Origin of the sequence: Atlantibacter hermannii (assembly GCF_009907385.1) — a bacterium.
GTDB lineage: Bacteria > Pseudomonadota > Gammaproteobacteria > Enterobacterales > Enterobacteriaceae > Atlantibacter > Atlantibacter hermannii_A.
Window position 1 is genome coordinate 1 of the sequence record NZ_JAAATR010000005.1, and the last position, 12,392, is coordinate 12,392.

At 53.9% G+C, this 12,392-nt stretch carries 13 protein-coding genes and 1 pseudogene; 8 read left to right on the forward strand and 6 right to left on the reverse strand.

Annotated features, from left to right (window positions below; genetic code table 11):
• The first annotated feature begins 592 nt into the window (after nucleotides 1–592).
• From oppA to GV764_RS01840, 6 genes are all read left to right on the forward strand, one after another.
• Nucleotides 593–2,221, forward strand: coding sequence for an oligopeptide ABC transporter substrate-binding protein OppA (oppA, locus tag GV764_RS01815; RefSeq protein ID WP_161658816.1), 1,629 nt, complete (start codon nucleotides 593–595; stop codon nucleotides 2,219–2,221).
• Between the two features lie 109 nt (nucleotides 2,222–2,330).
• Nucleotides 2,331–3,251 (forward strand): oligopeptide ABC transporter permease OppB, encoded by a 921-nt coding sequence (oppB, locus tag GV764_RS01820; protein WP_125294339.1) that lies wholly within the window; start codon nucleotides 2,331–2,333, stop codon nucleotides 3,249–3,251.
• 14 nt (nucleotides 3,252–3,265) lie between these two features.
• Complete coding sequence (gene oppC / locus GV764_RS01825) at nucleotides 3,266–4,174, forward strand: oligopeptide ABC transporter permease OppC (RefSeq protein WP_161658817.1); 909 nt, start codon at nucleotides 3,266–3,268, stop codon at nucleotides 4,172–4,174.
• 12 nt (nucleotides 4,175–4,186) lie between these two features.
• Nucleotides 4,187–5,179, forward strand: a complete 993-nt coding sequence (gene oppD / locus GV764_RS01830; protein ID WP_161658818.1) for an ABC transporter ATP-binding protein — start codon at nucleotides 4,187–4,189, stop codon at nucleotides 5,177–5,179.
• A complete protein-coding gene (oppF, locus tag GV764_RS01835; protein WP_161658819.1) occupies nucleotides 5,176–6,180 on the forward strand; it encodes a murein tripeptide/oligopeptide ABC transporter ATP binding protein OppF in 1,005 nt (334 codons plus the stop codon). Before oppD ends, oppF begins: the two co-directional genes overlap by 4 nt.
• A 103-nt stretch (nucleotides 6,181–6,283) precedes the next feature.
• The gene (locus tag GV764_RS01840; RefSeq protein ID WP_161658820.1) at nucleotides 6,284–7,117 is read left to right on the forward strand and encodes an ion transporter; all 834 of its coding nucleotides are present in this window, start codon (nucleotides 6,284–6,286) and stop codon (nucleotides 7,115–7,117) included.
• Between the two features lie 23 nt (nucleotides 7,118–7,140).
• On the opposite strand, the gene GV764_RS01845 is transcribed toward GV764_RS01840, so the two are convergent.
• Together GV764_RS01845 and cls are read right to left on the reverse strand one after the other, a co-directional pair.
• The gene (locus tag GV764_RS01845) at nucleotides 7,141–7,470 is read right to left on the reverse strand and encodes an HI1450 family dsDNA-mimic protein (protein WP_125294344.1); all 330 of its coding nucleotides are present in this window, start codon (nucleotides 7,468–7,470) and stop codon (nucleotides 7,141–7,143) included.
• A gap of 34 nt (nucleotides 7,471–7,504) precedes the next feature.
• Nucleotides 7,505–8,965, reverse strand: coding sequence for a cardiolipin synthase (cls, locus tag GV764_RS01850; RefSeq protein ID WP_161658821.1), 1,461 nt, complete (start codon nucleotides 8,963–8,965; stop codon nucleotides 7,505–7,507).
• Nucleotides 8,966–9,109: 144 nt separating this feature from the next.
• Here cls and GV764_RS01855 point away from each other — a divergent pair, with 144 nt between their 5' ends.
• Nucleotides 9,110–9,283: a YciY family protein gene (locus GV764_RS01855; protein ID WP_125294346.1), complete on the forward strand. Its 174-nt coding sequence runs from the start codon at nucleotides 9,110–9,112 to the stop codon at nucleotides 9,281–9,283.
• 56 nt (nucleotides 9,284–9,339) lie between these two features.
• Here GV764_RS01855 and GV764_RS01860 read toward each other — a convergent pair whose 3' ends face one another.
• On the reverse strand, nucleotides 9,340–9,636 hold the full coding sequence (locus GV764_RS01860; RefSeq protein WP_125294347.1) for a YciI family protein: 297 nt from the start codon (nucleotides 9,634–9,636) through the stop codon (nucleotides 9,340–9,342).
• Between the two features lie 214 nt (nucleotides 9,637–9,850).
• On the opposite strand from GV764_RS01860, the gene tonB reads away from it, so the two are divergent.
• Nucleotides 9,851–10,585, forward strand: a complete 735-nt coding sequence (gene tonB, locus GV764_RS01865) for a TonB system transport protein TonB (protein ID WP_161658822.1) — start codon at nucleotides 9,851–9,853, stop codon at nucleotides 10,583–10,585.
• A gap of 45 nt (nucleotides 10,586–10,630) precedes the next feature.
• Here the strand turns inward: tonB and yciA are convergent, their stop codons facing one another.
• The 3 genes and pseudogenes from yciA to GV764_RS01880 all read right to left on the reverse strand — a co-directional run bounded on the left by yciA (nucleotide 10,631) and on the right by GV764_RS01880 (nucleotide 12,370).
• Nucleotides 10,631–11,032 carry an acyl-CoA thioester hydrolase YciA gene (gene yciA / locus GV764_RS01870; protein ID WP_125294348.1) on the reverse strand — a complete coding sequence of 134 codons (402 nt, stop codon included), beginning with the start codon at nucleotides 11,030–11,032 and terminating at the stop codon, nucleotides 10,631–10,633.
• Nucleotides 11,029–11,568: a septation protein A gene (locus tag GV764_RS01875; protein ID WP_161658823.1), complete on the reverse strand. Its 540-nt coding sequence runs from the start codon at nucleotides 11,566–11,568 to the stop codon at nucleotides 11,029–11,031. The genes yciA and GV764_RS01875 overlap by 4 nt, the downstream gene beginning before the upstream one ends.
• A 59-nt stretch (nucleotides 11,569–11,627) precedes the next feature.
• Nucleotides 11,628–12,370 (reverse strand): annotated as a pseudogene (locus GV764_RS01880) (YciC family protein).
• Nucleotides 12,371–12,392 lie beyond the last annotated feature (22 nt).

The window sequence follows — 12,392 nt, forward strand, 5'->3', positions numbered from 1 at the left end:
CGCCTGCCGGCACATCGGCAGCCATGGCCGACCCAATATCATTATTTATCAATGTGATATGAACGACCGCCCCTTCCTGTGATGATTTCTCCACCGTTTTCCCTGTTATTTATCTCACAATCAACTCTGGTGCTTGCTGCCACATAATTGAAATGATATTAGTAATTTCGTGGCCATCCCGGAGTAATATGCTAAAAAATATGCAATTGTTAAATTTATGCAAAATGTGTGGCTGAGCCGTATTGAGCGCCTTAATGCTATGCAAAGATAATTTATCAGTTTGATTTTATAGCATTTTATAGCGGATTTCTGTCTTTTGGTGCTTATTTATTATCCATTACGGGCAATCCAAAAGAGAAATGCTTAACAAATTTGCAAATTATATTGGCGTGGTTGGGATGCATTTGGTACTTTCCGGCCAAACCATTCGCTGGCTTAGCATCTGTTAAGTCAGATCGCCCAACATCATCCGGTGATAGCGAAGAAGTAAAAGAACATCTGGCAGCGGCTATTCACTCCTGCGCTGTACAGCACTCCCTGAGGGAAAACAGGCCGTCAAGGTCTTCATTATAACGAGTGGAGTTACAACACAATGTCCATCATCACAAAAAGAAGTCTGGTTGCAGCAGGTATTTTGTCAGCGCTCATCGCTGGGTCGGCCATGGCTGCCGATGTGCCGGCAGGCGTTCAACTGGCAGAGAAGCAAACGCTGGTGCGTAATAACGGTTCGGAAGTTCAGTCGCTCGATCCCCATAAAATTGAGGGCGTACCGGAGTCTAACGTTAACCGCGATTTGTTCGAAAATTTATTGATTACCGGCCCGGATGGCCATCCTAAGGCGGGCGTGGCGGAGTCCTGGGATAACAAAGATTTTAAAGTCTGGACTTTCCATCTGCGTAAAGACGCGAAATGGTCCAACGGCGATCCAGTGACCGCCCAGGATTTTGTGTACAGCTGGCAGCGTCTGGCCGATCCTAAAACGGCTTCGCCATATGAAAGTTATCTGCAATATGGTCACATCGCGAATATTGATGACATCATCGCCGGAAAAAAAGCGCCAACCGAACTGGGCGTGAAAGCGGTGGATGACCACACCCTGGAAGTCACCTTAAGCGAGCCGGTGCCGTACTTCTATAAGCTGCTGGTACACTCCTCCATGGCGCCGGTGCCTAAAGCCGTGGTGGAAAAATTTGGTGAGAAGTGGACTCAGCCGGCCAATATCGTGTCTAACGGCGCGTATAAGCTAACCAGCTGGGTGGTTAACGAAAAAATGGTGCTGGAGCGTAATACGAATTACTGGGATAACGCCAAAACCGTTATCAATCAGGTCACCTACCTGCCGATTTCTTCTGAAGTCACCGACGTTAACCGCTACCGCAGCGGTGAAATTGACATGACCTATAACAACATGCCAATTGAACTGTTCCAGAAACTGAAAAAAGAGATCCCGAACGAAGTTCACGTCGATCCGTATCTCTGCACCTATTACTACGAAATCAACAACCAGAAAGCGCCGTTTAACGATCCGCGCGTGCGTGCCGCGCTGAAGCTGGGCCTCGATCGCGACATTATCGTGAATAAAGTGAAGAACCAGGGCGACCTGCCAGCGTTCGGCTATACCCCGCCTTATACCGATGGCGCGAACTTTACCAAGCCGGAATGGTTCGGCTGGACGCAAGAGAAGCGTAACGAAGAAGCGCGTAAACTGTTAGCCGAAGCGGGTTACACCAAAGATAAACCGCTGACCTTTAACCTGCTGTACAACACCTCCGATCTGCATAAGAAACTGGCGATCGCGGTATCGTCAATCTGGCAGAAAAACCTTGGCGTCAACGTTAAGCTGGAAAACCAGGAGTGGAAAACTTTCCTGGATACCCGTCATCAGGGCAATTTTGACGTAGCGCGCGCGGGTTGGTGTGCGGATTACAACGAACCGACGTCCTTCCTGAACACCATGCTGTCTAACAGCTCTAATAACACGGCGCATTATAAGAGCGAGGCATTCGATAAGGTGATGGCGGATGCGCTGAAAGTCACCGATGAGGCGCAGCGTACAGAGCTTTATAACAAAGCCGAGCAACAGTTGGATAAAGATTCGGTCATTGCGCCGGTGTTCTATTATGTCAACGCCCGTCTGGTGAAACCCTGGGTCGGCGGTTATACCGGTAAAGACCCGCTTGATAATATCTACGTGAAAGATCTGTATATTATCAAACATTAATGGCAATTCGTGGGGCAGGGACGGGCGTTGTTTTGAATAAACGGTTTTCCTTGCCCCACTGTGTCTGTTTTAAGCGCACTACAAAGGCACACGCCAGAAGGTACGGGCAATGTTAAAATTTATCCTACGTCGTTGTCTGGAAGCGATTCCGACGCTGTTTATTCTTATAACGATCTCCTTTTTTATGATGCGTCTCGCGCCGGGAAGCCCTTTTACCGGCGAGCGCACCCTTCCGCCAGAGGTTATGGCGAATATCGAAGCAAAATACCATCTGAACGACCCCATCATGACCCAGTATTTCAGCTACCTGAAACAGCTGGCGCACGGGGACTTCGGCCCGTCATTTAAATACAAAGACTATTCGGTTAACGACCTGGTGGCGACGTCATTCCCGGTGTCTGCCAAACTGGGTGCCGCGGCGTTTTTCCTCGCCGTATTTTTAGGCGTCAGCGCCGGCGTGATCGCAGCGCTGAAGCAAAACACCAAATGGGATTACACGGTGATGGGCTTTGCCATGACCGGGGTGGTAATACCCAGCTTTGTGGTAGCACCGCTGCTGGTCTTGATCTTCGCCATTACCCTGAAGTGGCTACCGGGCGGCGGCTGGAACGGCGGGGCGCTGAAATTCATGATCCTGCCGATGGTGGCGCTGTCGCTGGCTTATATTGCCAGTATCGCGCGTATCACCCGGGGCTCGATGATTGAAGTGCTGCACTCAAACTTTATTCGCACCGCCCGCGCGAAAGGCCTGCCGATGCGTCGCATTGTACTGCGCCATGCCCTGAAGCCCGCTTTGCTGCCGGTGCTTTCTTATATGGGGCCGGCGTTTGTCGGCATCATCACCGGTTCAATGGTGATCGAAACCATTTATGGCCTTCCGGGTATCGGCCAGCTGTTCGTTAACGGCGCACTGAACCGCGACTATTCGCTGGTGCTGAGCCTGACCATTCTGGTGGGGGCGCTGACGATCCTGTTCAATGCCGTGGTCGATGTGCTGTATGCCGTCATTGACCCGAAAATCCGTTATTAACGCTGAGGTACGCCATGATGTTGAGTAAGAAAAACAGCGAGGCGCTGGAAAGCTTCAGTGAAAAGCTGGAGGTGGAAGGCCGCAGTCTGTGGCAGGACGCGCGTCGTCGTTTTATGCATAACCGTGCGGCGTTGGCCAGCCTGATGGTGCTGCTGCTTATTGCGCTGTTCGTCACCTTTGCGCCAATGCTGTCGCAGTTCACCTACTTTGATACCGACTGGGGGATGATGTCGAGCGCGCCGGACATGGAGTCTGGTCACTACTTCGGCACCGATTCTTCCGGGCGTGATTTGCTGGTGCGCGTGGCAATCGGCGGGCGAATTTCGCTGATGGTAGGGATTGCCGCCGCGCTGGTGGCGGTGCTGTTGGGTACGCTTTACGGTTCGCTATCGGGCTATCTCGGCGGGAAAGTCGACTCGGTGATGATGCGTGTGCTGGAAATCCTGAACTCATTCCCGTTTATGTTCTTTGTGATCCTGCTGGTGACCTTCTTTGGTCAAAACATCCTGCTGATTTTTGTCGCTATCGGCATGGTCTCCTGGCTGGATATGGCGCGTATCGTGCGTGGCCAGACCTTAAGCCTGAAGCGCAAAGAGTTTATCGAGGCCGCCCAGGTCGGCGGGGTGTCTACCGCCAATATCGTGGTTCGTCATATCGTGCCGAACGTACTGGGTGTGGTGGTAGTTTATGCGTCGCTGCTGGTGCCGAGCATGATCCTGTTTGAATCCTTCCTGAGCTTTCTCGGCTTAGGAACCCAGGAGCCGTTAAGCAGCTGGGGCGCACTGCTGAGCGATGGGGCAAACTCAATGGAAGTTTCCCCGTGGCTGCTGCTGTTCCCGGCGGGTTTTCTGGTGATTACGCTGTTCTGTTTTAACTTTATCGGCGATGGCCTGCGTGATGCCCTCGATCCGAAAGATCGCTAAGGAGCGCCCTGAATGAGTATTAATGAACAGGCGATGAGCCAGGCGCTGTTAAACGTTAAAGACCTGCGCGTGACGTTCAGCACCCCGGACGGCGACGTGACCGCGGTTAACGATCTGAACTTCAGCCTGAGGGCGGGTGAAACCCTGGGCATCGTCGGCGAATCCGGTTCCGGTAAATCGCAAACCGCTTTCGCTTTGATGGGGCTGTTGGCGGCCAATGGCCGTATCGGCGGGTCCGCCACCTTTAACGGCAAAGAAATCCTGAACCTGCCGGAGCGCGAGCTTAACCGCCTGCGCGCCGAGCAAATCTCAATGATTTTCCAGGACCCGATGACCTCGCTCAACCCCTATATGCGCGTAGGCGAACAGCTGATGGAAGTGCTGATGCTGCATAAAGGCATGAGCAAAGCGGAGGCGTTTGAGGAATCAGTACGCATGCTGGATGCGGTAAAAATGCCGGAGTCCCGCAAGCGGATGCGCATGTTCCCGCACGAATTTTCTGGCGGGATGCGTCAGCGCGTGATGATCGCCATGGCCTTGCTGTGCCGTCCGAAGCTATTGATTGCCGATGAGCCGACAACCGCGCTGGATGTGACCGTGCAGGCGCAAATCATGACCTTATTAAACGAGCTGAAACGCGAATTTAATACCGCCATTATTATGATCACCCACGACCTCGGCGTGGTGGCGGGGATTTGCGACAAAGTGCTGGTGATGTACGCCGGGCGTACCATGGAATATGGTCGTGCGCGGGATGTGTTCTACCAGCCGGCACATCCGTACTCCATCGGCTTGATTAACGCGGTGCCGCGTCTGGACGCAGAAGGCGAGTCGCTGATGACCATTCCCGGCAACCCGCCGAACCTGCTGCGGCTGCCGCAGGGTTGCCCGTTCCAGCCTCGCTGCCCGCATGCAATGGAAATATGCAACGCCACGCCGCCGCTGGAAAGATTTGCCGAAGGGCGTCTGCGCGCCTGCTTTAAACCGGTGGAGGAACTGGTATGAACGCTGTAACCCAGGAAAGAAAAGTTCTGCTGGAAATCGCCGATCTGAAAGTGCATTTCGACATTAAAGACGGCAAGCAGTGGTTCTGGCAGCCGCCGAAAACCCTGAAGGCGGTGGACGGCGTGACCCTACGGCTATATGAAGGGGAAACGCTGGGCGTGGTGGGGGAATCCGGCTGCGGTAAATCCACCTTTGCGCGGGCGATTATTGGGCTGGTGAAAGCCACCAGCGGGCGCGTGGCGTGGCTCGGTAAAGATCTGATGGGCCTGAACCCGCAGGAGTGGCGCGACGTGCGCAGCGATATCCAGATGATTTTCCAGGATCCGCTGGCCTCGCTGAACCCGCGTATGAATATCGGCGACATTATCGCCGAGCCGCTGCGCACCTATCATCCGAAAATGCCGCGCCAGGAAGTGCAGGATCGCGTCAAAGCGATGATGATGAAAGTGGGCCTGTTGCCGAACCTGATTAACCGCTATCCGCACGAGTTTTCCGGCGGCCAGTGCCAGCGTATCGGCATTGCCCGCGCGCTGATCCTCGAACCGAAGTTGATTATCTGCGACGAACCGGTTTCCGCGCTGGACGTGTCGATTCAGGCGCAGGTGGTCAACCTGCTTCAGAAACTGCAACGTGAAATGGGGCTATCGCTGATTTTCATTGCCCACGACCTGGCGGTGGTGAAGCATATTTCCGATCGCGTACTGGTGATGTATCTGGGCCATGCGGTAGAGCTCGGCACCTACGATGAGGTGTACCATAATCCGCTGCACCCTTACACCAAAGCGCTGATGTCGGCGGTGCCGATCCCCGACCCGGATCTGGAGAAGAATAAGCAAATCCAGCTGCTGGAAGGAGAGTTGCCGTCGCCGATCAATCCGCCGTCGGGCTGCGTGTTCCGCACCCGTTGCCCGATTGCCGGGCCGGAATGCGCCAAAACCCGTCCAGTGCTCGAAGGCAGCTTCCGCCACGCGGTGTCGTGTCTCAAAGTTGACCCGCTGTAATACGGAAATTTCTAAGCCATAAATATCAAGACCGCTATCCGGCGTTATGTCATGATCCCAGGGCCAGCAATCGCTGGCCCTTTTTTGTCAAGAGAGTGTGGAAATGGCTATGCTGCGCTCGCGTATCTATTACCGGTTGTTCGATCAACGTACCTGTAGCGGGCGGCGTTTTGAGGCGCTGTGCGGGTTTATCGCGCTGCTCAGCGTGATTGTGGTGTTTATTGAGTCTGGTTTTGGTACCCAGTATCACCTGACCAACGAGCAGCGCCTGGTCTTCATCGGGCTGGAAAGTGGCTTTACGCTGCTGTTTACCGCTGAGTATTTGCTGCGGCTGTGGGTGTGGCCCAATCCGGCCCGCTATGCGTGGAGCGTGTGGGGCATAATTGACTTGCTGACGCTGCTGCCGCTCTATGTGCTGCTGTTGTGGCCGGAGTTTGCCATGAGCTACGTCTATCTCTGGCGGGCTATGCGGGCCATCCGGGTATTTCGCATCCTGAAATTACTGCGGATGATGCCTGCGGTAAACAGCTTATGGCGCGCGGTGGTCAATGCCCGGCATCAGCTGATCCTGTTTTACAGTTTTATTGGCATTGTGATGGTGATTGCCGGGGCGCTAATGTACGGCATTGAAGGACCGGAAAGCGGCTTTAAAACACTGGGGACAGCAGTGTACTGGGCAGTGGTGACGGTCACCACCGTGGGCTATGGCGATATTACGCCGCAAACTGCTGCCGGGCGGCTGGTGGCGTCGCTGCTGATCTTAATTGGTTATTCCGTGATCGCCATTCCGACCGGTATTTTGACCGCGCAAATGACGAGTGAATTGCAGAACCGACAAAAAGCGCGAGCGTGCCCAAATTGCAAAACCCGGGGGCATGAGATCACGGCGAAATATTGCCATCATTGCGGCGAGGTATTACCGAAAAGCGAGGAATAAGACGCGGCGAACGCCGCGCCAGCTTATTCACGCCACAGGATATGGCAGAATTTATGATCTTTTTCGCGGCACAGCAGCACGCGGGCAAATACATCCGTGATTTCGCCGTCTTCGCTCTCCGCCAGGCCAATCACCACTTCAGAGAAGAAGTCAGGATTTAAATCAAAATCCACATGCTGTTCCCACTCCTGGGATGGGTCAAAAAGCTCTGCGCCGCCGCGCTCTTCGAACTGCAAATTAAACAGAATAATATCTGCCGGATCGAGATTATCCGCCGCCAGTTCGAGAAAAATATCGTATGCCTGATCCAGGGTTTCGTCTTCCGTCAGGCGATTATTCAGATCCATTTCCATCATCACTACCTTGATTGATTCATTGAGGCCCGTTTTACAGCAACGGGCTAAAGAAGTAAAACAAACGCTCGGTGATCCGCTGCCAGAGCGGGCGTTTTACCCATAAACGCACCTCCAGCAACCGGGAGCGTGAAATATAGTCATCCTGCACGGCAGCGAGATCGGCGGCGAAACCGGCGTCGTCGATCACCAGGGTGATTTCAAAGTTCAACCACAAACTGCGCATATCCAGGTTCACCGTGCCCACCAGGCTTAACTGCCCGTCTACCAGCACGCTTTTGGTATGCAGCAGACCGCCTTCAAACTGGTAAATTTTGACGCCGGCGGCCAGCAGTTCGGTAAAGAATGCCCGGCTGGCCCAGCCCACCAGCATCGAATCGTTTTTGCGCGGCAGAATGATGCTCACGTCGACGCCGCGCTGGGCAGCAGTGCAAATCGCATGCAGCAAATCGTCTGACGGCACAAAGTAGGGCGTCGTCATAATCAGGTATTCGCGCGCGGCGTAGACCGATGTGAGCAGCGCCTGATGGATCAAGTCCTCCGGGAAGCCCGGCCCGGAAGCAATAGTCTGGATGGTATGCCCGCTGGCCTGTTCAAACGGCATAATATTCAGATCCGGCGGGGGCGGCAGCAGGCGTTTACCGGTTTCTATTTCCCAGTCGCAGGAATAGACGATGCCCATTGCGGTCGCCACCGGGCCTTCCATGCGCGCCATCACATCCACCCACTGGCCCACGCCCGCATCCTGTTTAAAGAAGCGCGGGTCCACCAGGTTCATACTGCCGGTATAGGCGATGTAGTTGTCGATCATCACCATTTTACGGTGCTGGCGGAGGTCCATGCGGCGCAGGAACACACGAAACAGGTTTACTTTCAGCGCTTCAACAACTTCGACGCCAGCATTGCGCATCATCCCCGCCCAGGGGCTGCGGAAAAACGTCACGCTGCCCGCGGAATCCAGCATCAGACGGCAATGCACCCCGCGCCGCGCCGCCGCCATTAACGACTCGGCAACCTGATCCGCCATGCCGCCGGGCGCCCAGATATAAAACACCATCTCGATATTGTGGCGCGCCAGTTGGATGTCGCGGATTAACGCCTGCATCACGTCGTCGGAATCCGTCAGCAGTTGCAGCTGGTTGCCCTTTACGCCGCTGATGCCCTGACGCCGTTCGCACAGCTGGAACAGAGAACTCGCGACCTCGCTGTTCTCTTCCGCAAAGATGTGTTTGCAGGCCTTCAGTTCATGCAGCCATTTCGCCGTGGAAGGCCACATGGCCCGGGCGCGCTCGGCCCGTCGCTTGCCCAGATGCAGTTCGCCAAACGACAAATAAGCAATGATCCCGACAAGAGGAAGAATATAAATAATCAGCAGCCAGGCCATGGCGGAAGGAACGGCGCGGCGCTTCATTAAAATACGCAGCGTTACACCGGCAATAAGCAGCCAATAACCCAAAAACACCAGCCAGCTTATTACGGTGTAGAAAGTTGTCATATCCTGAAAATCCTTTTGATTCGCCGTCTTATGAGTGTACGCACAAGTCTCATTCCATCAAACAGAAAATGCGCCAGAAAACTCCTTTGAAGCCACCGGGAAGGGTCTATAATGACGCGTCTGTTCTTATTAAGAGTAGTAGTCATGAGGCGTAGTAGAACTGAGGTTGGGCGCTGGCGGATGTTACGCCAGACTCAGCGGCGCAAATCGCGCTGGTTGGAAGCGCAGTCGCGACGCAATATGCGGATCCACGCCATCAGAAAGTGCATTGTTAATCGTCAACGCGGCACTTTACTGTTTGCAATCCACGCGTTGTAAGCGCAAATAAAGAGGGCACCGCATGCGGTGCCCGATGATTTTTAGCGTTCTGTTGCTCAGAAAACCTTTTTAAAGGGCTTCACCGACACGGTTTTATACACTCCCGCCGCAATATAAGGATCTGCCTGCGCCCAGGCTTCGGCGTCTTCAAGCGATTCAAATTCAGCGATAACTGTAGAGCCGGTAAAACCCGCGGCGCCAGGTTCATTGCTGTCGACGGCAGGCATCGGTCCGGCAGTGAGTAATTTTCCTTCATCACGCAGCAATTGCAGGCGCGCCAGGTGAGCCGGGCGTACCGACAGTCGTTTTTCCAGAGAATCAGCATTATCTTCAGCGTAAATAACGTAAAGCACAGGCAGCATTCCTTTAAAAATCGCAAAGAGCATTTACGGTATTGGAAAGTGCCCGATCCTGCAACGTAAACATAAATTACCTGTTAATTCCTTAACATAATCCGGGTATTTTTAAGGGTTAGCGGATGAGAATTGCATGAATGGGTGATGCGTTGTTGAATATGATTGCTATTTGCATTTAAAATCGACCCATTGCTCATTTAATGAAATTGCTATGACCTCAATGACCCTCGATTTACCTCGTCGTTTTCCGTGGCCGACCCTGTTATCAGTGGCGGTGCATGGTGCCGTAGTGGCGGGGCTGCTTTATACCTCGGTACATCAGGTTATTGAACTGCCTGCGCCTTCCCAGCCTATCTCCGTGACCATGGTCGCGCCTGAAGTGCTGGAACCGCCGCAGCCGGTGGTCGAGCCACCGCCGCCGGAACCGGTTGTTGAACCGGAGCCGGAGCCCGAACCGCTGCCGGAACCGCCTAAAGAAGCACCGGTGGTGATTCATAAACCCGAGCCGAAGCCGAAGCCCAAACCAAAACCCAGGCCGGTGAAAAAGGTGGAAGAGCAGCCGAAGCGCGAAGTGAAGCCCGCAGAACCGCGCGCCGCATCGCCGTTTGAGAATAAAACCCCGGCCAGAACGGTTTCTCCTCGTCCGGCTGCGCCAGCCCCTGCTGTCGCCGCGCCGTCTGGCCCGCGTGCGGTGAGCCGCAACCAGCCAACTTATCCAAGGCGAGCCCAGGCATTGCGCCTCGAGGGCAACGTACGGGTGAAATTCGACGTGGGTGCCGATGGTCGGGTGGACAATATCCAGATACTCTCAGCCAAACCGACTAACATGTTCGAGCGTGAAGTGAAAAACGCGATGCGTAAATGGCGCTATGAGCCGGGCAAACCGGGTAACGGATTGATCGTTAACGTGGTATTCCGCATTAACGGCGGAGCGACGGTTGAATAACCGACGCTAAAAATAAAAAAGCACGCCAGGCGGCGTGCTTTTTTTTTAGTTCAGTGCGGGCAGCGGCCGGGGTTTTCCCTGTTCGTCCACCGCAACATAAATAAATAACGCTTCGGTGGCTTTATAACGCTGGCCGATAGGTTCAGAGGACACTTTCTTCACCCATACTTCCACGTTTATGGTCACCGAGGTGTTGCCGCGCTTAATGCAGTTCGCGTAGCAGCACACCACATCACCCACCGCCACCGGCCGCAGAAAGGTCATTCCATCAACGCGCACGGTGACCACGCGGCCATGGGCCTGTTCTTTCGCCATGATCGCGCCGCCGATATCCATCTGCGACATCAGCCAGCCGCCGAAAATATCGCCGTTAGCATTGGTGTCTGCGGGCATCGCCAGCGTGCGTAATACTAATTCTCCTTGTGGCGCGGTTTGCTCGTGACTCATTTCTTCTCTTCCTGGGGCATATGGCGATAGATGTAAATCCCGCTTAACAGGGTAAATACCAGGGTTAACGCCGTCAGCCCAAACACTTTAAAATTGACCCATACGCTTTGCGGCAGCCAGAACGCGATATAAATATTGGCCAGGCCACAGGCAATAAAGAACAGCGCCCAGGCGATATTCAGGCGCGACCACACCGCCTGCGGCAGCGTCAGCTCTTTGCCAAGCATGCTCTGAATCAGCGGTTTTTTCATCATCCACTGGCTAATCAGCAACGCGCTGGCGAACAGGGCGTAAATCACCGTGACTTTCCACTTAATAAATTCATCATTGTGGAAAAACAGCGTCAGGCCGCCAAATACCGCCACCAGTACAAAGGTAATGAGCGCCATTTTTTCAATCTTGCGGTATTTAAACCAGCTATAAACCAGCACCACGGCGGTAGCGACAATCAGCGCCGCGGTTCCGGCATAAATATCGTACAGCTTATAAAACGCAAAAAAGACAATCAGCGGTAAAAAGTCGAGAAACTGCTTCATAATCGATTCCGTAACAGAAGGCTCCTGACGATAACGCAACCGTCAGGAGCAGGGACAGGTTATTGGCGTAACAACATATACAGGCGATAAAGATAGATTAGCAGCAGCGCTGAAATTAAATTGCTCAGCGTGTTTGCGACAATCGCACCCACCTGGGGAGTCAACGCCGCAAAGCCGGAGGCCATCAGCAGCAGGGCGGTTTTTGCCAACAGCCAGCTCATCACCGCCGGAGCGACAAGCCGCATATTGCTCCAGACCAGACGCATACTGTTGCGCATCGCCTGAAAAATCCCCACTTTATCCTGCACCAGCATCACCGGTGCCAGCGACAGCACAATCGCCAGAATCACGCCCGGCAACACGATCAGCATAATGCCGAACTGCACCAGCAGCGTGGTCAATAAAATGAGCAGGAACATCCGCGGCAAAACCGGCGCGCTGGCGCCAATGGCGCGCAGGGCGCTCACCGGCTGCCCGGCGGAAACCATCTGGATCAGTAATAAAATGCCGCCCGCCAGAATGGCGTTGCCGAACAGACCGGAAAAGGTCGACACGGCTGAGGCACGCAATAACACCTGCTGCTGTTCCGGCGTCATATTCTGCACCAGTTCAAACAGCCCAACGCTCCCGGTTAAATTATCGCCCTCGCTCAGAATCGACAGCTGTTCTTCGCTCGGTGAAAAGGCATGCCCAAAAAGAACGGTAATAAAGGCACATAGCAGCGCGATCAGCAGAATAGTAACCAGCTGATTGCGAAAAAATTCCCCGTGTCACGGTAAACGGATTTTGCCGTGATAGACATGCACTCTCCTTGAGTTGATTGC

What these genes read in the sequence shown, in the direction of transcription:
- oppA (WP_161658816.1), top strand. Translation starts at nt 593, where the DNA reads ATGTCCATCATCACAAAAAGAAGTCTGGTTGCAGCAGGTATTTTGTCA.
- oppB (WP_125294339.1), top strand. Translation starts at nt 2,331, where the DNA reads ATGTTAAAATTTATCCTACGTCGTTGTCTGGAAGCGATTCCGACGCTG.
- oppC (WP_161658817.1), top strand. Translation starts at nt 3,266, where the DNA reads ATGATGTTGAGTAAGAAAAACAGCGAGGCGCTGGAAAGCTTCAGTGAA.
- oppD (WP_161658818.1), top strand. Translation starts at nt 4,187, where the DNA reads ATGAGTATTAATGAACAGGCGATGAGCCAGGCGCTGTTAAACGTTAAA.
- oppF (WP_161658819.1), top strand. Translation starts at nt 5,176, where the DNA reads ATGAACGCTGTAACCCAGGAAAGAAAAGTTCTGCTGGAAATCGCCGAT.
- GV764_RS01840 (WP_161658820.1), top strand. Translation starts at nt 6,284, where the DNA reads ATGGCTATGCTGCGCTCGCGTATCTATTACCGGTTGTTCGATCAACGT.
- GV764_RS01845 (WP_125294344.1), bottom strand. Translation starts at nt 7,470, where the DNA reads ATGGAAATGGATCTGAATAATCGCCTGACGGAAGACGAAACCCTGGAT.
- cls (WP_161658821.1), bottom strand. Translation starts at nt 8,965, where the DNA reads ATGACAACTTTCTACACCGTAATAAGCTGGCTGGTGTTTTTGGGTTAT.
- GV764_RS01855 (WP_125294346.1), top strand. Translation starts at nt 9,110, where the DNA reads ATGAGGCGTAGTAGAACTGAGGTTGGGCGCTGGCGGATGTTACGCCAG.
- tonB (WP_161658822.1), top strand. Translation starts at nt 9,851, where the DNA reads ATGACCTCAATGACCCTCGATTTACCTCGTCGTTTTCCGTGGCCGACC.
- yciA (WP_125294348.1), bottom strand. Translation starts at nt 11,032, where the DNA reads ATGAGTCACGAGCAAACCGCGCCACAAGGAGAATTAGTATTACGCACG.
- GV764_RS01875 (WP_161658823.1), bottom strand. Translation starts at nt 11,568, where the DNA reads ATGAAGCAGTTTCTCGACTTTTTACCGCTGATTGTCTTTTTTGCGTTT.